Source organism: Virgibacillus senegalensis, assembly GCF_000821245.2.
Classification (GTDB): Bacteria; Bacillota; Bacilli; order Bacillales; family Amphibacillaceae; genus Sediminibacillus; species Sediminibacillus senegalensis.
Genome location: NZ_LN611425.1, coordinates 1,432,411 through 1,451,250, shown reverse-complemented (window position 1 = coordinate 1,451,250; position 18,840 = coordinate 1,432,411). Strand labels below are relative to the sequence as shown.

Below are 18,840 nucleotides of genomic sequence, written 5' to 3'. Positions count from 1 at the left end.
AACCGCCGTCATTAAATGCCGGGGCATCTGCAATCAGTCTGGCGTATAACGGGAAATCGAAACAGGAAGTCGATGAGGTATTTGCTTTGGCGGAAAAGGCGGGAGCCAAAATCGTCAAGCAGCCGCAAGAGGTATTCTGGGGCGGTTACAGTGGGTACTTTCAGGATCCCAATGGATTTTACTGGGAAGTTGCCTATGGAGAGAACTGGGAATTTGACGAAAATGACATGCTAATCATGAAATAAGGGGAGTGAATATTGAAAATAGAGAGAACAGATAATCAGTCAGATAAAGAATATATCAGGGAAAAGTTAATTGAATATAATATGAGCCAACTGCCCGATCATCTTAAAACGCCAAAAGAAAGTATCTGTTTTACGGTATCTTCAGAGGATGGTGACATAGTCGGTGGTCTCACTGGAACGATGTATTGGCAGCATGTACATATAGATTTTCTTTGGGTGCATGAAGACTACCGTTCAAAGGGAACGGGGCACAATTACTGAAACAAGCAGAAACACTTGCTTATGAAAAACAATGCAGGCTCATCTTTCTCGATACGTTCAGCTTCCAGGCACCGGACTTTTATCAGAATCAAGGATACAAGGTGTTTGGGGTATTGGAAGACCATCCAAAAGGATTCCATCAATATTTTCTGCAAAAAAGACTATAAAACATGGAAGGCTGATTTCTCGGCCTTCTTTTTGTCTTTAGTAAGTTTTCCATTGCAAATATCTGGAGGACGAAAGGGGCACCAATTATTCTGGAAACATACGGGGGCATAACTGATAGCTGGAACCTTATCCTTTAGATTGGTGAATGTAATAAAAGAATTTTTATCACCAGGAGGAGGTATGTATGAAGAGGAATATTGTATTGCTCGACATTATCTTTTATGTATTATTTCCATTATTTATTTGGCATTTTATCCGCGATTTCATCGGTGATTATTATGCAATGCTGCTTTCTTCTGTTCCGGGTATCCTTTACAGCGTATATCGCTTTTTCGAATTGAAACGAATCAATTTTTTCGGCATCTTTATTCTCGTTACGTTGATGATTGAGACGTTAATCGATGTCCTGGCAGGCTCTTCTCTACAATTACTTTGGAACAATGTCTTTTATGCTGCAGCAATGAGTTTGTTTTTTCTAAGTTCCGTTTTTATTAAAAAGCCGATTACCCTTTACTTCGGTTTAGACTTTGCCGAACTGCAGGGCTATGATCGGCACTTTAGTAAGTGTCTCTATAAGCAAAAACGAATTTTTCTGGTTTTTCAGCTGATTACTCTTGTTTTTGCGTTGAGGAGTGGAGTCCTTGCTATAGTAAAAGCCTGTTTGATTCTAAAATACGGGGTAGAGGCATTCGATAAAGGGATCATTCTTCGGCAGGCATTCAGCTGGATTATGACTGGCATTACAGTCGCCGGCTTCTTTTATATTGGAAAAATCATCTACACGTCTCCGGATTTAATCAAGAAAGCGGAAAAGGAAATGGAAGAAAAAATCTCAAAATCAACTTAACGGTAGTAATCACCGATATTGCAGAGTAAACCAACCTGCTTGCTCTTAATGCGGCTATAGAAGCTGCCAGAGCTGGAGAGCAAGGAAAAGGGTAGTTGCTGATGAAGCTCGTAAGTTAGCGGAGCAAACCTCAGATTCTTCCAGGCAAATTTCAAATCTTATTCACCAGACTATGGAAGAGACAACACGTTCCGTACATTCGTTGGATAATCTCAGAGCTTCTGTCAGTTCAGGAGTACAGGTTGTAGATAACTCCGATTCTGTGTTTAGTAAAATTGTAACCGGGTCAAAACAAGTAGAAAAACGCGTTAAGGAAATATCCGCATTATCCGGAAAGCTTGCTGGTTATGCCGACAGTGTACAGAAGTCGATGGAAGAAATGACTGCTTTTTCCCATCAGTCTGCGGAGTTGCTCAGCAAGTAGCCGTTTCTAAGGAAACGCAGCAGAGAGATGTGAAGAAGGGCTTTGAGGCATCTGAAGAATTGACTACACTGACAAAAGAGTTAGACAGAATCATGGTCCGGCTAAGAGACTAGTCAAAAAGCATTTCCAGGCGGAGCCTTTGTGTACCTACCATTGGATATGTCAAAGTGTCTACATTGACAGGAAAAAGAAGCACATGATATATTTATCTTGAATTAAAGATAATTTTGTTGGAATGATACATGGTCCGCCGGGAATAGCTAAAAGCATCCAGGTGGTCCGTGATTTTATATGTGGAGGAATAGAGATGAACCAGTTAAAAGGAATTCATCACGTAACAGCCATTACGAGTAGTGCGGAGAAAAACTATGAGTTTTTCACTTTTGTTCTTGGGATGCGGCTTGTGAAGAAAACAGTGAACCAGGACGATATCCAAACGTATCATTTATTTTTTGCCGATGACACTGGCAGTCCAGGTACAGATATGACTTTCTTCGATTTTCCAGGAATACCGAAAGGCCAGCATGGTACAAATGAAATCTTCAAGACGTCTTTTCGGGTTCCGAGTGATGCAGCTCTTGACTATTGGGTGAAGCGATTCGACCGTTTGGAAGTCAAGCACACAGGTATTAAAGAACAATTCGGGAAGAAGACGTTGTCGTTTGTCGACTTTGATGAGCAGCACTACCAGCTGATTTCCGATGAACATAACGAAGGGGTGCCATCCGGAACACCGTGGCAGGACGGACCGGTTCCGTTGGAGTATGCAATCACCGGATTGGGCCCTATTTTTGTGCGGATTGCGAATTTTGAGTACTTTAAAGAGATGATGGAAAAGGTGCTCGTATTTAAAGAAATCGATCAGGAAGGTTCTTTCCATTTATTCGAAGTGGGAGAAGGAGGAAACGGTGCCCAAGTGATCGTGGAGCACAACAAAGTACTTCCACAAGCTCGGCAAGGTTTTGGAACTGTCCATCACGCTGCTTTCCGGATCAAAGACAGGGCCGAGTTAGAAGAATGGGATCAATGGTATCGCCGCTTTGGATTCCAAACGTCGGGTTATGTCGATCGATTCTTCTTTAAATCGTTGTATACGAGAGTGGCACCGCAAATTCTGTTCGAGCTTGCAACAGATGGGCCTGGCTTTATGGGGGATGAATCTTATGAAACACTTGGTGAGAAATTGTCCCTGCCGCCGTTCCTCGAGTCTAAACGCGAACAAATTGAAAATGCAGTTCGCCCGATCGATACAGTGAGAAGTACGAAAACGATCGAAAAAGAATACGAATAATGAGAACTGTGACACCTGACAGGCGGTTTCGACCGATGATCAGGTGTCTTTTTTTAAGGCGGTTTTCGTAAAGTTTTTGTCATTCTCGAAAGATACAAATCGCAACCTAATGATAGCGATACTTTCCCTCAGTTTGAAAAAAGTGCTAACCAACCGCTGAGGCAGCATACTTCGCTTTCCGCGGGCACGGCCACAGTTTCTCAGAAACTCAAGAAAGTTTCTCGTTTCCTCTCTGAGAATCAAGAAACGGTACATTGCGGAGTAAATACCCGAAGACTCCAGCGGGAGGAAAGGCCACGGTGAGATCCCGCAGAGCTTTAGCTCGAGGAAGCTCACCAGCCGCCCGCGGAAAGCGTAGGGTATTTCCGTAGCAATAGATAACCACTTCGGCAAGGGTGGGATCCAAGGTTAGTTGGTATTTTGTATAAAAAATAAGATAAAGATGTCCTGGCGGAAAAATGGGAAGTGCAGCGACTCCTTATTACTCACCAAATGCTCGAAGGCTTCTCCGTTAAGCCTGTTTTCTGGAATAACTCGATAGTTCTGGTAAAATGGCACTCACGGTATCATCAATAGGAGGTGTTCTGGATGGAATTACGTCAATTACATTACTTTCTGGAAGTGGCCAAACTGCAAAGCATCACAAAGGCAGCAGAGTCGCTTCACATATCACAGCCGGCACTAAGCAAAATGATCAAAGGGCTCGAAGAAGAACTAGGGATGACCTTGATTGTCCGTTCCAATAAAACAAGTGAGCTTACTGATGCCGGAATTGTAGTGAAGGAATATGCCAGGAAAATACAAGGGCAATTGGACGATATGACAACAATACTGAATGATTTAACGCAATTGAAGCGCGGCAGTATACATATTGGCTTGCCCCCAATCATCGGCAGCTTATTTTTTCCAAATGTGTTGTCCGCTTTTCATAAAAAATATCCAAACATCAAGATATCGATTACGGAATATGGCGGGGCAAAAGTAGTCAAGAGTGTAGAGGAGGGAGAGTTGGAGCTTGCGGTAGCAGTTTTGCCGGTCGATGAGGAGTTATTTGATGTCTATCCAATCGTGGAAGAGAAAATGAATGTCGTCGTGCCGCAGGAGCATCGTTTTGCAAACCGGCGATCGATTGATTTAATGGAGTTGAAGGAAGAAGAATTCATTTTTTATCATGAGGATTTCGCTCTCCATGACATCATTTTGGAGAAGTTCCTTGAGGCTGGCTATCATCCTAATATTTTGTTTAAAAGCTCGCAATGGGATTTGATGTCGGAAATGGTTGCAGCCAACCTTGGAATAACGATTTTACCCGATTCGATATGCAACAAAGTAAAAAGCAATCGATTGCACATCCTTTCCGTAAACCCAACGATTCCTTGGGATCTTGCTGTGATTACCAAAAAAGATAAGTATCTATCCTATGCAGCCAGAACGTTTATCGACTTTATCCAGCACATGCATGAGTCATAACCAAAAGTTATGTAATGTATAATTTATATGTATTTTACGAATGAAGATGACGGTAGTACGATGGTAATAACCTTTTTCGAAAGCTATGGTATAGGAGTTTGGAGGGAATAGCTTTGAAAATCATTACTGTTCTAATACAAATTGTCTTCATTCATTTGTTTTTATTTTTGGGAGCCGGTGTCAAAGCACTTATTCCGATTCCGATACCAGCCTCGATGATTGGGCTGCTCCTGTTGTTCCTGGCATTATGCCTGAGGCTTGTCAAACTGGAATGGGTGGAACAGGGCGGCAACTGGCTTATAGCCGAACTGCTCTTGTTTTTCGTGCCTTCCGCAGTCGGTATTGTCAATTATGAGGAGATGCTAAGCTGGCAAGGCTTCAGCACGGTATTAATCATTGGAATAAGTACTTTTATTGTTATGGGCTCCACTGCCTACATTGCTGATAAAATTATGATTCGAAAAGAGCGTGATACACAATGAGTATCATCTTTTTTATTTTCGTAACCAGTTTGGTATATATGGCTGCCAAGGCAGGCTATAAGCGCTTGCGGCTGCCTATCTTTCATCCGCTTTTGTTGAGCCCGGTATTGATTATCGTTTTAATCAGCCTGTTGCATGTCTCTGCTGATCAGTATTTAGACAGTGCCAGATTGCTGACACACATGCTGGGACCGGCTACGGTAGCATTTGCAATTCCGATCTATAAGCATTTGCCAGTACTGAAGAAACATATTGGTACCATTGTCACGAGCATTACGGCCGGTACACTGGTAGCGATCTTTTCTTCTTTTTTGTTATCCATGCTTATGCACTTGAATAATCAATTTTTGGTTAGTGTGCTTCCGAGATCGATTACCACCCCGATTGCCATCGAGGTGTCCAAGGATATTGGTGGGATTCCAACCTTAACTACTGTGTTTGTCATTTTGACAGGAATTATCGGAGGAATCATTGGTCCCGGTGTGATCAAACGCCTTTCGATAAAATCGACGATCGCAAAGGGACTGGCGCTTGGGACAAGTGCCCATGGTGTTGGAACCAATAAAGCGATGGAATATGGCGAGCAGGCTGCAACTTTTTCTACATTAGCAATGATTTTTGCTGCTAGTATTACTGTATTGTGGGGAAAGTTTTTGATTCCCATGCTTGTTTCGTTTATCGGCTGATCCCATTACGGGTCAGCCTTTTTTATAGAAACTATAATAGGAGAGAGTAGAGGGATTTATTTGTGGTCTGAGCTAAATTTCCATACCCATTCATTTATTAAAGGGTTTTTATTGCCTCTAATGGAATAAAAAGAGGGGAGGCGATAAACATGACGGAAACCCTATTGGAAAAAAATCGAGCCGGCTGGAATGCAGTGGCACATCATTTTAACGGACAGGATGCGCTACCGGGATACGGGCCATTTGCACAGACAGAGGATGAATTGCAATTGTTTGGAGATATAATGAATAAAAAAGTATTGGATATCGGTTTTGGCAGCGGACATTCCTTACGCTATATGGCGAAAAAAGGGGCAGCGGAGCTGTGGGGTGTTGATTTTTCCGAAGAGCAGAAAGAAACAGCAGAGATAACCTTGCAAGACTATCCGGCAAACCTGTTTTGTGCACCCATGGAGAAGGAAATCGGTCTGCCAAAAGCTTACTTTGACTATGTTTATTCCATTTATGCAATCGGCTGGACGACTGATTTGTCGACTACTTTTGAACTGATCTATGCTTATTTGAAAGATGGCGGCACTTTTATTTTTAGTTGGGACCATCCTTTATATCCTCATTTGAAAAGCGAGGATGGACGTATTTATATGCATGCATCTTATCAGGAGGAAGGGATGCTGCATTTTGAAAACTTCAAGGGAGAAAACAAGTCGATGGGTTTTCAGCGAAGAAAAATGAGCACGTATCTAAATGCCTTGATAAAGGCCGGCTTTACTATTGAACGTGTCGTGGAAAGCGATGTGCCAGCAACGCTTGCAGATACGGAACCAGAGGTTTCAGATAAGTATTATTCCTTATATAAAGCAAAAAGGTTCCCCGCTGCAATGATCATTAAGGCAGTCAAAAAATAATCAGCAAACTAAAAAAGGCATTGCAAACGCTTGAGGGCACTGAAAAACTGAAGTTTTATGATATTAAAAAGCTGTCAGTGCGGAAATTAATTTCCACACTGACAGCTTTTCGTCTAATTTTTAGACGTTTGTGTCCTCTATTCCTTCATTAGTTAACGATTCGTTGTACGTTTGCCGTGAAAATCGCAGTCGGACCTTGAATGCGCATGCCTTCGAGACCCGAAGATGAGGCGATCTCATATCCGTGTCTATGCTTCCATTCGCTATTTTTAGATTGGCCCTTGGTAATTCCACGATGAGCGAGCGGTGGTGACGCCTGCGGGAACAGCGTGAGCCGAAGATCCACTAGGTCAAGTGATCTTCTTGACCAAGTTAGCTGTGGCCGTGCCCGATGCAAGCATCCACCGACAAGCGATTCGCGGAATCAACAACGAGCGTAAAACAACACTCCACTCCGGCAAGGTACTTCGCTTGCCGGAGCAATTCGAAGCACGAACGAATTCGATTACCGTTAAAGTTTGTTTGTTTTTTGCTTAGGAGGCTATGCTTTTGTCCTTGCCTCCTTGTGTTTCTTAAATGTTTTGTTTCGCCATCTCTCTAAATTGCTTGTTCCACAGGTCCGCTTTAGACAAGGCATAGAGGTCGTTTTTTATCTCTCCTGGCTTGTTGGCCTGGCCGAGAATATAATCGGAAAATTCCATGCCGACATAGTCAGAAATCGCCTTGTATTGCTGGACCAAGGGCAGTGCAAAAATTTTAGGATCGGGAGAGTTTCCGATGATAATGGCATAAGCGCGCTTCTGTTTTACCGATTTTTTAAAATCAAATCGCGGGTCCCGCATATACTGGCTCCAACGGTCAAAGAAGATTTTCATTTGTCCGGGCATACCAAACCAATATAAAGGCGTGGCAAATACGATGATGTCGTGATCCAAAAATTCCTTGAACACCGCTTCATAATCGTCTTCTACAGCTTTAAAGCCTTCTTCCGTATGTCGTTCGTCATTAATAGGCTTTAATCGATAATCGAGCAGGTGTATGGATGTGTGATGTACACCCTCTAGTGCCCGATTGACCAGGTATTCACTATTACCGTCCTTACGAGAACTGCCTAGCAAAGTCAAAATGTTCATAATCCAATCTCCTTTTTGTCTGAAAGTGACGTATACTGTTTTCCCAGTTTGTATGCTTCTTCAAGCAGCATTTCCACATGATCTGGGGATGGGTTAATGGTTTGATGGAACAGGGCAAAATGAGAGTGTCCAATGCCGCAGTAATCGGCAAGTCCTATATTGAAATAATGACGCATCATGAAATCGTATTTCCGTTTACTGAATCGTTCAGGAGGAGCACCGGCCAGGGCCAGCCATAGTACGTGTTCATGCGGAAGTTTATTCCCTCCGTAAGCAAAACCATAATTCCACACACGATCGATATACCCTTTCATCAATGCCGGCATACTCCACCACCATAAGGGAAAGACAAACGCCAATCCATCAAATTGTTTCAGGCGTTCCATTTCTGCTAATGTCTCTGGTGAGAAGTGCTGGTGTGAATCGTTCCAATCAGGTTCATCGGCTTCTTCCACTAATGGACTAAAACCGCTCCGGTATAAATCGACCGTGTCGGCTTCATGTCCAGCGTCTTGAAGTCCTTCCATGAATTTCTCTGCTGCGGCAAAGGTTAACGAATTTTTCCGTGGATGCGTGATAAAGGTTAACACCTTCAAGAGTGATCACTCGCCTTCCCATTGTAAAGTTTCATAAGACCAGTCTATAATAGAAAGATAGTTCAGTAAAATTGAAGTTTTAGATTATTTAATTCAATAAAAGTGATAATGAGGAGGGAAGGGAATGGAGTTGCGTCATCTCGTTACCTTTGAAACCATTGTGGAAAGAGGAGGGTTTAAAAAAGCGGCGGATGAATTGGGGTATGCCCAGTCCTCGATAACTGCTCATATCAAAGCCTTGGAAGAGGAACTTGGGTATCCTTTATTTGACCGGATGGGAAAAACGATCATACTAACCGAGACCGGCAGGCGATTCTTGCCTTATGCCGCTGACATCATCAAGTTATACGCCAAATCTAAACAAATCATCCAGGAAGACGGCCAGCCGGCAGGATCTTTATCAATCGGGGCAAGTGAATCACTGATGATTTATTGGTTGCCAGATAAAATCAGGCAATACACGGAGCGGTATCCCAAGGTGGAACTGACGCTTAAATCAATAGATTACGAAAATCTTTCCGGCCAATTAAAGAAAGGCGATATAGATGCAGCGATTCTGGTAGATACTCCTGATTGGAACCCCCGGGAGTTAACAGTCGAGAAAATCCATGAGGAACGACTTACACTTGTTGAAGCAGCACAACCACCTGCAACACGTATAGCTAAAACCATGTTGGTAACCGAGTACGCATGCAGCTGGAGGCCATTGATCGAGGATTATCTAAAAAAAGAAACGGGATATGCAAAAATAGAATTGCCGAGTATTGAAGCGATCAAACAATGTGTGTTAAGCGGATTGGGAAAAGCCATGTTACCGGCTTTCACAGTAAATGATGCAGTGGAGAACGGAGAATTAGCAGCAATACCAACAACCACCGGGAATGATATCGGTATTTATACCGCTGTCCACAAAGACAAATGGCGTTCACGCAATTTACAGGCCTTCCTGTCACTGCTGTCAGAATAGCGTAGAAGGAGAAGTTTTGTAAAAACTTCTTTCTTCGAAAGAGGATTCATATGTTACGATAAAACAGGATATTATTTGAACAGCCGAAAGGAAGTTACATAAATGAACGCAAAGACAATCGCTGAAAAGATGACACCGTCAAATGACCCTTGGGAGGCGTACATGGATGTAGAGCAGCACGGGAAAATGGTGTTGTCGAATGTAGAATTTACAACGACGACGTTATGCAACATGCGTTGTAACCACTGTGCAGTGGGATATGCCTTGCGGGATCGCGATCCGGAAGCACTTCCTATGGACCTGATTTTCCGGCGGTTGGATGAAATTCCGCATTTGCGAGCGATCAGCATTACCGGTGGAGAGCCGATGATGTCCAAGAAATCTGTCCGAAATTATGTTTTGCCTCTGCTGCAATATGCCAGTGCCCGCGGTGTGAAAACCCAGATTAATTCGAATCTGACACTGCCGTACGAACGTTATGAGGCAATCATTCCTTATTTAGATGTACTTCATATTTCCCATAACTGGGGTACAGAAGAGGAATTCGCAGAAACAGGATTTGCCCGTATGGAACGCAAGCCATCGATGGAGAATCGCAAAAAGTACTTTGGGCGGATGGTGGAAAATGCCCAGCGCCTTTCTAAAGAAGGTGTCATGGTTTCCGCAGAAACCATGTTGAACGGCAGGACCTTTCCCTATCTGGAAAAAATTCATGATCATGTTCAGGAAATGGGCTGTGCTCGCCATGAGATTCACCCTATGTACCCTGTCGATTTTGCAGAAAACCTGGAAACCTTAAGCCTGGAGCAAATAAGAACGGCTATTCGCCGTCTGCTTGCACACCGGAGTGAAGAGATTTGGATGCTATTTGGGACACTTCCATTTTATCCATGCAGTGCCTCTCCTGAAGAGTTAGAATTACAGAAGCAGCTATATGCAGCGAAAAATGTTTCCGTCCGGAATGATCCCGATGGTCGTTCGAGGCTTAATGTAAGTATTTTTACCGGAGAAGTAACGGTTACAGATTTTGGTGACGAACCAGCCCTTGGAAATATCAAAACAGTGCCGTTACAGGAATCATACAGGCGTTGGATGGAAACGAAAACGGCTAAATCGTTGAACTGCCATTGCCCGGCAGTGAAGTGCCTCGGCCCGAATGTTCTGGTGAAAAATACATACTACCCAAACACTGACTTTCAGCAAAGACAGGCATTAATCAGCAGATGAAACGGCAATCAGGAGCAACATACTCCTGGTTGCCGTTTTTCTCTAATCGCGTTGGTGCTCTCCTTTAACAGAGGCAGATGCTCCGCGGTGTCCTGCTTCTTTGCGAAATCCTTTCTCCGGTTTTCCGGCATTTTCAATATCACCTGTTGCTTGGTAGCCAGCCACTTCCTCTGTCGAAGTGGTACCATATAACCCCATTCCACCCAGTTCGGCATTCGCCTCTTTTTCGGGATGCTTTCGCTTGGCAGTCATCATTACACCTCCTTATACGTAATGTAACCAATATCGAAAAATCCATAGAGAAGTTTTAATAAATTCATTCGAAGAAGTGGAAACAGGGAGGGATGAGGATGTCTGACATGCCATTTAGGAGGTATCTTTAAAGAATACATCTAATATAAAGAGGGATGGCAGAATCTTTGTTGTTAGTATTTAAGAGTGGAAAAACTAGCTATGATGTGAAATATCGTAGCAAAGGGATGAATTCATCCTGCTTTGACAGGGGGAATAATTGTGAATATTACTATTGTTACTAATCTCCAGGAAGACATCAAAGGATTGGCAGCTGTTTATTGCAACGTCCATCACCCTTCCAATCCAGAACATCATCTGGAGATAATGGAAGAAAGGATTCAGAAACATGCTGGATATCCAGGTTTTAAAGCAGTAAAAGCAGTGGATGAAGGTGGATCGATCGTAGGTATGGCTTATGGTTATACGTCAGTGCCGGGACAGTTTTATCGGAGCAGACTGGAACCATTACTTAGTGAGGAAGAAAGGTACAAATGGCTCGAAAGCTGCTTTGAATTCGTCGAACTCGCTGTTGATCCTCCGTTTCGGAGACAACGAGTTGGCAGTGGTCTCCATGATGCTTTGCTGAATGGACTGCCACATGATGCCTCCGTGCTGACTACCGAACGAGCTAATTATCCAGCCAAAAGATTGTACAAATCGAGGGGATGGGTAGGGATTAAAGACGCCATCAAGCCGATTGAATCTGCCCCTGTGTTGACTTTAATGGGACACAATCAGTTGTCCCGGTTTTGACAGGTAAAAAGGGAAACGTAAAGCGAACCATTTTCAGCCAAAAGTCAGAAAATTCTTGCCATCTCCATTTGTTCCGTTATATAATGGCGTAATATTTATTTTTAAATAAGGGGGATGGGAGATGAAACAAGAACAGACATTGAAGCAGATTACTGCAAGTTTGCAGGCTGATCCGCTGGTTAAGGCGGTATTCGTCAAGGGTTCCATCGGTCGCGGGGAGCATGACGAGAATTCAGACATTGATTTATACTGCCTCGTGGAAGAAGCGGACGAGCAATCTTTTTTGGACCATCGTCTTAAGCACTTACAAGCCTATGGAAAGCTATTGTTCTATGATGATATTTTTATTATTGCACCACAAATCATCGCAGTATATGAAGATTTGCTGCATGTCGATTTATTTACCGTGACAGAAAAAACACATAGTGATAAGGACTACTTTCAGGTTTTGTATGATCCGGAGCGGCGGATGAATTCATTTGTTCCCAAGCAGCATCTGCAGTTAACGCAGGAAGAATTTATCGAAGACCTTAAGGATGTGGTCTGGTTTCTGTTACAATACCGGAAAACAGCTCTGAGAGGAAATGATATATGGGCAGTAGGGGTATTGCATCAAATTTCTGTCCATCTTGCCAGAGTACTGCTGCATCGTTACACTCCGGATCGGGCTCAACTGGGGCTGAAAGCCGTGGAGAACTCCCTTCCAGCGGACATCAGGGAGAACATGCGAACATTATTTCACTCTATTACGCCGGGTAGGCATGCCCAAGCAGCGGCCCATGTGGTGTCTATTCTGCAGAAGCATAAAGAGTGGTTGTTCCGCCAGAGTGCTACCGCTCCCAACACGAACCGTCTTTTGAAAACAATGATTGCTGCGGAAACATGGGAATTCCAAGAAATAAACCTGTAGAAAAGAAGGGGAAGGAAAATGTTTACTTATCCAATTGATGAACAAACGTATCTAAAACGACTGGAACCAACAGATACTTTCGAGTTGTTCACACTCATATCGGAATCCATGGAACACCTGCAGGAATGGCTTCCTTTGATCGGGAAAAATAAAAGACAAGAAGACACAGAAGCGTTTATCAAATCCTCGCTCAATCAAATGAGCGAAAACAATGGTTTTCAAGCAGGAATTTGGCACCAAGGTAAGATAGCTGGAGTGATCGGTTTTCATTATATTAATTGGAGTAATCGTACTACGAGTATAGGGTACTGGCTGGGAGATAGCTTCGAGGGAAACGGTTTGATGACGAAAGCTTGCCGGGCAATGATCGATTATGCGTTTGAAGTATGGCGGCTGAATCGTGTAGAAATCAGGGCGGCAGAAGAAAACGATAGGAGTCGTGCTATACCGGAAAGGCTGGGCTTTAAACAGGAAGGGACAATCCGTCAGGCAGAATTGCTGAAGGAGGAATATGTAGACCACATTGTTTATGGTTTGTTAGCAGAAGAGTGGGATAAACAGCCGCTGTCCCCAATCTAATCTTCACAGCTGCACACTTCCAAACAGCGCCGTGGCAATTTAGTAAATAGAGCATAAACTGGCAGTGCAAAAATTTCTTGTCCTTTAAGATTTCTTTTACAAATCGGTGTATTTCTTATAAAATGCTATAGGACCTGCATTTTTTTGCAAGAGAGGGGGATATGTATGGAAAATTTCAATGATTCCATTCAATCCTTGATTGAAGGAGCAGGCTGGCTTGCTCCCGCACTATTTATCGTTATTCATTTGATCAGGCCATTTTTGTTTTTGCCGGTAATCGTTGTTTGCATTGCCGGGGGTGTATTGTTCGGTTTTCTTGAAGGTGCAATTTTGTCATTTATTGGACTGTCGCTGATGAGTCTTGTTTTTTATAGATTGGTTAACCAATTCCCGCGTTTCAGGGACGGAGTAGCACGCCTGAAGAGCAAGCTGCTGCATGATCGGACCATTACGGTTACCCAGGTCATGGTACTCCGTGTCATGCCATTCGTCCATTTCCACTTACTGTCGTTATACTTAATGGAAATGACGAACACTTTTAGGAGTTATATGTATTATTCTGCTCTTGGAGTGATTTTACCAGCTGTTTTGTACACGGCATTCGGGCAAATCATTACAGAGTTTCCGTGGTATGTAGTCGGTTTATTTATGCTTTTTTTAGCAGCAGTGTATGCGATTTTGGGGCGGATTCACCAAATAAATATAGAAGGCAGCAATTGAATCATTACCATGCTGCCGTATTGATTGATGGCCTCAGGTTCCAAAAAGAACCTGGGGTTTTTTATATGATTTGCAGTCCTTCTGTAGGGAAAAGGTGAATGATAGGAAAGTTGTTGCGAATACTAGTTGTATCTCCTTTGATTTAATCAGAAAGGAAGCGGTAGTAATGACAGAAAAACAGATTACCATTGATGCCATTATTAATGGGCAAAAATTTCAAGCGGAAAAACAGGCGCCACGCGAAAATCCGGCAAGGCCGGATGAAATCGTCGGTTATGCCCCGGTCAATACACGGGAAGATACAGTCAGGGCGATTGATGCTGCTCACGATGCTTTCCCATCCTGGGCAGAGTCTGACATGCAGGATCGGATCAAACGGATGAAGACGGCGATTCAGAATATAAAAGAACGTACACCAGAAATAGCTGAATTGTTAAGTCGTGAGCACGGCAAGCCGTTATATGATTCCAAAGGTGAAATCGGAGTTTCGTTGGCATGGATGGAGTTCGCCTGTGACAATGTGGCGGAGGTTTTGAAAAATGAAGTGCAAAATCATGACGGGGGAAAAACGATTATAGCCAAAGATGCCATCGGTGTTGTTTCAGCCATATCACCTTGGAATTATCCTATTTCCCTTTCTACCATTAAAATTGCACCAGCTTTGTTGGCTGGAAACACAATGGTGTTGAAGCCGAGCCCTTTAGCGCCGCTTGCTGTCAGTATAGTGACTGAAATCATCGCGGATGCTTTTCCGCCAGGCGTCCTTAATCTGGTTCATGGGGAAGCGGATGTAGGGGTGGAATTAACCTCTAATCCGAAAGTGGCCAAGATAGCCTTCACTGGTGGAACGGAAACAGCGAAACACATTATGAAAGCCGCTGCGGATACGATCAAGCACATGACGCTGGAGCTTGGAGGTAACGATGCAGCAATCGTCCTGAGTGACTTTGATGTTAATGATGAGAAAGCGATGCGTCGTTTGGTCATATCCAATTTCCTTACAGCCGGCCAAATCTGTATGATAGCCAAGCGCGTTTACGTAGACCGCTCCATCTATGACCAATTTGTTGAAAAATACATCGAAGCAGCCAATAAATGGATACGTGTAGGAGATCCGTTTGGCAAAGACACAACCATCGGGCCAGTCAATAACAAAAAACAAATGGAGTTTGTTCAAAGTCTTGTGGATGATGCAAAAAGCAAGGGTGCTGAAGTGGTGAAGCTCGGAAAAATTCTTGATCAGGAATTATATGAAAAAGGCTACTTTATGCAGCCAACTGTAGTAATCGGAGCTGGTTATGATGATCCGATTGTGGTGGAGGAACAGTTTGGTCCTACCGTACCAATCTTGCCATTCGACGACGATCAGCATGCAATTGATTTAGCCAATGACAGCATTTTCGGATTGACAAGCTCGGTTTGGGGAGAGGAAGAGCATGCGGTGAAGATTGCCAAGCATATTCAGGCTGGAACCACGATGATCAATACTGCAGCGGTTCAAGGACTGGATGTCCGATTTCCGTTTGGCGGTGTAAAACAATCGGGAATCGGACGGGAATACGGAAAAGAAGGGTTGCTGGCTTATACCGACACACATGTCATAAACCTGCCAGATGAACTCGACCTGCCGTACATTCCAGAATAAACGATAAGGAGGTGGTATAGTGGATCATCAACGTGCAAAAGCAATAAAACAGGCTCCAGACCTAATCAAGGTTACTTACCAGGGTGAGCCTGTCTACATCCAACAAATTGACGAACAGAACGGAACAGCACAAGTGTATGCCCTGGAGGATCCAGCAAATCAACAGGACGTACCAATTGATCAGCTGCAAGAAAGTTGAACAGTCTCAAGCTTGTAGAAAAACAGTATGTTTTTCTACAAGGCCACTGAAAAAATGAAGTTTTAATAATAGGTAGAATGTTAAAGAAACGGTCAATGTGGAAATTAATTTCCATACTGACCGCTTTTTGTCTAATTTTTAGTGGTTTGTGCCCTTTATTCCTTCATTAGTTTAGCGATTCGTTGTACGTTTCCGTGAAAATCGCCATCGCCCCTTGAATGTACATGCCTTCGAGACCCGAAGATGAGGCGATCTCATATCTGTGTCTATGCTTCCATTCGCTATTTTTAGATTGGTCCTTGGTAATTCCACGATGAGCGAGCGGTGGTGAAGCCTACGGGAACAGCGCGAGCCGAAGATCCACTAGGTCAAATGATCTTCTTGACCAAGTTAGCTGAGGCCGTGCCCGCGGCAAGCATCCACCGACAAGTGATTCGCGGAATCAACAACGAGCGTTGACAGCCACTTTAGATTAAAAGGACTTTTTCAGTGGCCTCTTTTTCTACAAGTTTATTTTCTTGTGACCAATAGTGGGCAGGTTGAGAGTGAATTGACAAGTGAAAAATGGGATTCTGAAGAAACCGTACTCCGCTTAACTCCTGCTGGACATCCATGAGGCGTTTTGCCTCTCTTGATTTTTCTACAAGACGAAACCTATTCTCGAACTAAGTCGTAAATAAGTTTATAACATAGATAGGGCAGGTGATTCACTTGCAAGGATTGCTGGTAGAAGGGCTTTCCGTAGAAATAAATCGGGAACAAATTTTGCATGACATGACATTTCATTTAAAACCCGGAACCATAACCGCGTTGGTGGGTCATAACGGAGCGGGAAAGTCGACCATTATGAAAACATTGATTGGATTGCAGGAGAAGAAGACGGGAAATATTGTCTTGAATGGTGTCTCTCAAGAAGATTTCCTTCCCTATAAGAAAAGGATTTCCTACATACCCGAAGAACCGTTTTTGCTTCCTGAGCTTACTGCAATGCAGCATTTTCAACTATATGGCCGCAGTTATCAAATCGATGAGCAGGAGCTGATGCACAAGGTTGATTATTTATCTGGAAAAATGGAAATAACCGATAAACTTGATGAGTTTCCCGAGTCCTTATCGAAGGGAATGCGGCAGAAGGTACAGACGATTTGTGCACTACTCCCGGAAGTACCCTTGCTGCTTATTGACGAACCTTTCATGGGATTGGATATTTATGCTTCCGAATTTTTGTCAGAAGCGAAAAAGCCGAACAAGGAACAGCGATATTGTTGACTTCCCATCAACTAGACCGTGTCCAGCAGTTGGCTGATGATTTTATCATGCTGCAGCATGGAAAAGCGGTCGAACATGGAGCGATTAACGATTTTTCTATTCTGAAACGGAGATTTTCAGAATGAATGGGTCCGCGAACGCATGGAGGGTTTATCGTCATGTGAAAAAGCATCGTTTCAGAAAAAAAGCAAAGCTTTACAAGCTGGCTTTCGGCGTCAGTTTTGATGTGACCATTTCGATCTATTTAGGAGCATTCATGGTATTTGGCTTTTTCATTTTACATGAAACCTTGCAAGAGTCGGCCGATAAAATTCTCCAGTTGCAATCATTTATTAGTGCCAATTATCTCAATTTGATGCTCATTTTGCTCGTGCGCCCTTTTGTATTTTCATATACCAGGCCAGGGATTTTATTCTCGAGTGCTGAACTGAAATTAAGCATGCTGCCATTTTCCGTTTATCAGATTTGGCAATTCTGTATCGCAGATAAAATACTAAAAGTGACGGTTTTGTGGACAGTTCTTGCCTGTTTAATTGCGTCCATTTCTCCGTTCACCTTCCGCTTTGCAATGGTGACAGCGTGTCTCATTGTTGTGATGGAAATATTAATGGCGGTGCCTCAGTGGACGGTGTATCAAAAGCGTTTTTTAGTAAAATTGATCACAAACACAGGAATCGTTGTATTGGCAGCAGTTGTCAGGGGGCTCAGTTTGTTTGTAGGTGATACAGCATGGTGGATGGGCGGAGTGTTTGTTATCCTAGCAGGAATAAACTTTTTATTAGTTAGGAGAGCAACCCGATTCGTGGACTGGTCCAAAGTTGTCCAGACCAATGACTTGATTATATGGAATATGTGGTTCATAAACAAAATGTCGCAGATGGAAATAAAGCCCCCTCCAAAGCAAGGATGGATTCAGCAATTATTCACCAGTAGAATGAATCGTAAAAGATTTGATTACTCTTCCCCTAGTAGCATTTATAAAAGGCTTTGGAAATCGTATTTTTTGGAACAGAGGGAAGCGGTAATCCGTACGATTGGCTGTGTCGTGATTTTATTAGTGCTTCTGGGATCCCGTAATGACTGGCTGTTTGGGATTGGAATAGCGCTGGCGATCTTTTTATTTGTTCAAATGGGTTCCAGCTTTTTTATCGGTGGATTCGGTAATCGGCTTGTTTATTGTCTGCCATGGGAATTGAAGCAATGGAAGCTTGCATTTTTCACTTGGTTTGCCCGTGCCGGATTGATTGTGTGTCTACCCCTATTACTACTTTTACTTCTTTTCCAGGAAGTGCCGTGGTGGATTCCGGTTCAATTGGGCTTCTATATCGGGTTAGCGAAGCACTTTTTCCATCACCAGCTGGAAATTGCAATGTCGGTTTTAGGCAAAACATCCATCCAAGTATCTACCGTCCAGAATTGCTATGTTTTCTTGTTATTTTTTCTAGCTGTCATCAGTATTGCCCATCCTTATGGAGCGATGATTGGCATCGCCATGTTACTCTGGAAACCGGGGAATGATGTTTTACCGACACGAAGAGGAGGAAAAGAGAATTTGGGCAGTAATTTTTAAATTCTTTCGCTGCAACCGGCAGGAAAAAGGGGTGTAATCAAACGCTTCGTTGAATAAGAGGTAACCGGGTGAAGGCACACGGTTACCAAGGGAAATTGGAGCATGCACTCCATACAAAAAAGCAGCTAAACGCTGAGAGCGCAAGCCGCTTTTTGTTAACAATTATCAAAAAATTTATTGTGTGGACAGTAATACCTTT

The 18,840-nt window shown here is 43.2% G+C and carries 22 protein-coding genes and 2 pseudogenes; 21 read left to right on the top strand and 3 right to left on the bottom strand.

Annotated features, from left to right (window positions below; all coding sequences use genetic code 11):
- From BN1067_RS18150 to BN1067_RS20000, 10 genes and pseudogenes are all read left to right on the top strand, one after another.
- A partial coding sequence (locus tag BN1067_RS18150) for a VOC family protein (RefSeq protein WP_199868564.1) occupies positions 1-245 on the top strand: 245 nt, incomplete at its 5' end.
- 12 nt (positions 246-257) lie between these two features.
- Positions 258-673, top strand: a pseudogene (locus tag BN1067_RS18145) (GNAT family N-acetyltransferase).
- Between the two features lie 185 nt (positions 674-858).
- Positions 859-1,521, top strand: coding sequence for a VC0807 family protein (locus BN1067_RS20330; protein WP_053220210.1), 663 nt, complete (start codon positions 859-861; stop codon positions 1,519-1,521).
- A gap of 29 nt (positions 1,522-1,550) precedes the next feature.
- Positions 1,551-1,945, top strand: a pseudogene (locus BN1067_RS18135) (methyl-accepting chemotaxis protein); the annotation flags it as partial.
- A 307-nt stretch (positions 1,946-2,252) separates the two neighbouring features.
- Positions 2,253-3,236, top strand: coding sequence for a ring-cleaving dioxygenase (locus BN1067_RS18130; protein ID WP_053220208.1), 984 nt, complete (start codon positions 2,253-2,255; stop codon positions 3,234-3,236).
- Between the two features lie 588 nt (positions 3,237-3,824).
- Positions 3,825-4,706 carry a LysR family transcriptional regulator gene (locus BN1067_RS18125; RefSeq protein ID WP_053220207.1) on the top strand — a complete coding sequence of 294 codons (882 nt, stop codon included), beginning with the start codon at positions 3,825-3,827 and terminating at the stop codon, positions 4,704-4,706.
- A 113-nt stretch (positions 4,707-4,819) separates the two neighbouring features.
- Positions 4,820-5,188: a CidA/LrgA family protein gene (locus tag BN1067_RS18120; RefSeq protein WP_053220206.1), complete on the top strand. Its 369-nt coding sequence runs from the start codon at positions 4,820-4,822 to the stop codon at positions 5,186-5,188.
- The gene (locus BN1067_RS18115; RefSeq protein ID WP_053220205.1) at positions 5,185-5,874 is read left to right on the top strand and encodes an LrgB family protein; all 690 of its coding nucleotides are present in this window, start codon (positions 5,185-5,187) and stop codon (positions 5,872-5,874) included. The genes BN1067_RS18120 and BN1067_RS18115 overlap by 4 nt, the downstream gene beginning before the upstream one ends.
- A 149-nt stretch (positions 5,875-6,023) precedes the next feature.
- Complete coding sequence (locus BN1067_RS18110) at positions 6,024-6,779, top strand: class I SAM-dependent methyltransferase (RefSeq protein WP_053220204.1); 756 nt, start codon at positions 6,024-6,026, stop codon at positions 6,777-6,779.
- A 363-nt stretch (positions 6,780-7,142) separates the two neighbouring features.
- Positions 7,143-7,316, top strand: a complete 174-nt coding sequence (locus BN1067_RS20000; protein WP_199868563.1) for a hypothetical protein — start codon at positions 7,143-7,145, stop codon at positions 7,314-7,316.
- 35 nt (positions 7,317-7,351) lie between these two features.
- Here BN1067_RS20000 and BN1067_RS18105 read toward each other — a convergent pair whose 3' ends face one another.
- Both BN1067_RS18105 and BN1067_RS18100 read right to left on the bottom strand, forming a co-directional pair.
- Complete coding sequence (locus tag BN1067_RS18105) at positions 7,352-7,912, bottom strand: flavodoxin family protein (RefSeq protein WP_053220203.1); 561 nt, start codon at positions 7,910-7,912, stop codon at positions 7,352-7,354.
- Positions 7,909-8,508, bottom strand: a complete 600-nt coding sequence (locus BN1067_RS18100; protein WP_053220202.1) for an NAD(P)H oxidoreductase — start codon at positions 8,506-8,508, stop codon at positions 7,909-7,911. The genes BN1067_RS18105 and BN1067_RS18100 overlap by 4 nt, the downstream gene beginning before the upstream one ends.
- Before the next feature lie 124 nt (positions 8,509-8,632).
- Between BN1067_RS18100 and BN1067_RS18095 the strand changes: the two genes are divergently transcribed.
- Together BN1067_RS18095 and yfkAB are read left to right on the top strand one after the other, a co-directional pair.
- The gene (locus tag BN1067_RS18095) at positions 8,633-9,475 is read left to right on the top strand and encodes a LysR family transcriptional regulator (protein WP_053220201.1); all 843 of its coding nucleotides are present in this window, start codon (positions 8,633-8,635) and stop codon (positions 9,473-9,475) included.
- Positions 9,476-9,577: 102 nt separating this feature from the next.
- The gene (yfkAB, locus tag BN1067_RS18090; protein WP_053220200.1) at positions 9,578-10,702 is read left to right on the top strand and encodes a radical SAM/CxCxxxxC motif protein YfkAB; all 1,125 of its coding nucleotides are present in this window, start codon (positions 9,578-9,580) and stop codon (positions 10,700-10,702) included.
- A gap of 42 nt (positions 10,703-10,744) precedes the next feature.
- Here yfkAB and BN1067_RS18085 read toward each other — a convergent pair whose 3' ends face one another.
- Positions 10,745-10,954, bottom strand: a complete 210-nt coding sequence (locus tag BN1067_RS18085) for a hypothetical protein (RefSeq protein ID WP_053220199.1) — start codon at positions 10,952-10,954, stop codon at positions 10,745-10,747.
- 261 nt (positions 10,955-11,215) lie between these two features.
- On the opposite strand from BN1067_RS18085, the gene BN1067_RS18080 reads away from it, so the two are divergent.
- The 9 genes from BN1067_RS18080 to BN1067_RS18045 all read left to right on the top strand — a co-directional run bounded on the left by BN1067_RS18080 (position 11,216) and on the right by BN1067_RS18045 (position 18,641).
- Entirely contained in the window at positions 11,216-11,749 is a 534-nt protein-coding gene (locus BN1067_RS18080; protein ID WP_053220198.1) for a GNAT family N-acetyltransferase, read from the top strand.
- 121 nt (positions 11,750-11,870) lie between these two features.
- Positions 11,871-12,659: a nucleotidyltransferase domain-containing protein gene (locus BN1067_RS18075; RefSeq protein WP_110943565.1), complete on the top strand. Its 789-nt coding sequence runs from the start codon at positions 11,871-11,873 to the stop codon at positions 12,657-12,659.
- 18 nt (positions 12,660-12,677) lie between these two features.
- A complete protein-coding gene (locus BN1067_RS18070) occupies positions 12,678-13,238 on the top strand; it encodes a GNAT family N-acetyltransferase (protein WP_053220197.1) in 561 nt (186 codons plus the stop codon).
- Positions 13,239-13,403: 165 nt separating this feature from the next.
- A complete protein-coding gene (locus tag BN1067_RS18065) occupies positions 13,404-13,958 on the top strand; it encodes a TVP38/TMEM64 family protein (protein ID WP_053220196.1) in 555 nt (184 codons plus the stop codon).
- Between the two features lie 166 nt (positions 13,959-14,124).
- Positions 14,125-15,603, top strand: coding sequence for an aldehyde dehydrogenase family protein (locus BN1067_RS18060; protein WP_053220195.1), 1,479 nt, complete (start codon positions 14,125-14,127; stop codon positions 15,601-15,603).
- 19 nt (positions 15,604-15,622) lie between these two features.
- Entirely contained in the window at positions 15,623-15,802 is a 180-nt protein-coding gene (locus tag BN1067_RS18055; protein ID WP_053220194.1) for an H-type small acid-soluble spore protein, read from the top strand.
- A gap of 711 nt (positions 15,803-16,513) precedes the next feature.
- Complete coding sequence (locus tag BN1067_RS18050) at positions 16,514-17,071, top strand: ATP-binding cassette domain-containing protein (protein WP_234400730.1); 558 nt, start codon at positions 16,514-16,516, stop codon at positions 17,069-17,071.
- Positions 17,065-17,196, top strand: coding sequence for a hypothetical protein (locus tag BN1067_RS20460; RefSeq protein WP_267893617.1), 132 nt, complete (start codon positions 17,065-17,067; stop codon positions 17,194-17,196). Before BN1067_RS18050 ends, BN1067_RS20460 begins: the two co-directional genes overlap by 7 nt.
- Positions 17,197-17,231: 35 nt before the next feature.
- Positions 17,232-18,641, top strand: coding sequence for a hypothetical protein (locus BN1067_RS18045; RefSeq protein WP_199868562.1), 1,410 nt, complete (start codon positions 17,232-17,234; stop codon positions 18,639-18,641).
- Positions 18,642-18,840: the final 199 nt, after the last annotated feature.

What these genes read in the sequence shown, in the direction of transcription:
- BN1067_RS20330 (WP_053220210.1), top strand. Translation starts at nt 859, where the DNA reads ATGAAGAGGAATATTGTATTGCTCGACATTATCTTTTATGTATTATTT.
- BN1067_RS18130 (WP_053220208.1), top strand. Translation starts at nt 2,253, where the DNA reads ATGAACCAGTTAAAAGGAATTCATCACGTAACAGCCATTACGAGTAGT.
- BN1067_RS18125 (WP_053220207.1), top strand. Translation starts at nt 3,825, where the DNA reads ATGGAATTACGTCAATTACATTACTTTCTGGAAGTGGCCAAACTGCAA.
- BN1067_RS18115 (WP_053220205.1), top strand. Translation starts at nt 5,185, where the DNA reads ATGAGTATCATCTTTTTTATTTTCGTAACCAGTTTGGTATATATGGCT.
- BN1067_RS18110 (WP_053220204.1), top strand. Translation starts at nt 6,024, where the DNA reads ATGACGGAAACCCTATTGGAAAAAAATCGAGCCGGCTGGAATGCAGTG.
- BN1067_RS18105 (WP_053220203.1), bottom strand. Translation starts at nt 7,912, where the DNA reads ATGAACATTTTGACTTTGCTAGGCAGTTCTCGTAAGGACGGTAATAGT.
- BN1067_RS18095 (WP_053220201.1), top strand. Translation starts at nt 8,633, where the DNA reads ATGGAGTTGCGTCATCTCGTTACCTTTGAAACCATTGTGGAAAGAGGA.
- yfkAB (WP_053220200.1), top strand. Translation starts at nt 9,578, where the DNA reads ATGAACGCAAAGACAATCGCTGAAAAGATGACACCGTCAAATGACCCT.
- BN1067_RS18085 (WP_053220199.1), bottom strand. Translation starts at nt 10,954, where the DNA reads ATGACTGCCAAGCGAAAGCATCCCGAAAAAGAGGCGAATGCCGAACTG.
- BN1067_RS18075 (WP_110943565.1), top strand. Translation starts at nt 11,871, where the DNA reads ATGAAACAAGAACAGACATTGAAGCAGATTACTGCAAGTTTGCAGGCT.
- BN1067_RS18070 (WP_053220197.1), top strand. Translation starts at nt 12,678, where the DNA reads ATGTTTACTTATCCAATTGATGAACAAACGTATCTAAAACGACTGGAA.
- BN1067_RS18065 (WP_053220196.1), top strand. Translation starts at nt 13,404, where the DNA reads ATGGAAAATTTCAATGATTCCATTCAATCCTTGATTGAAGGAGCAGGC.
- BN1067_RS18060 (WP_053220195.1), top strand. Translation starts at nt 14,125, where the DNA reads ATGACAGAAAAACAGATTACCATTGATGCCATTATTAATGGGCAAAAA.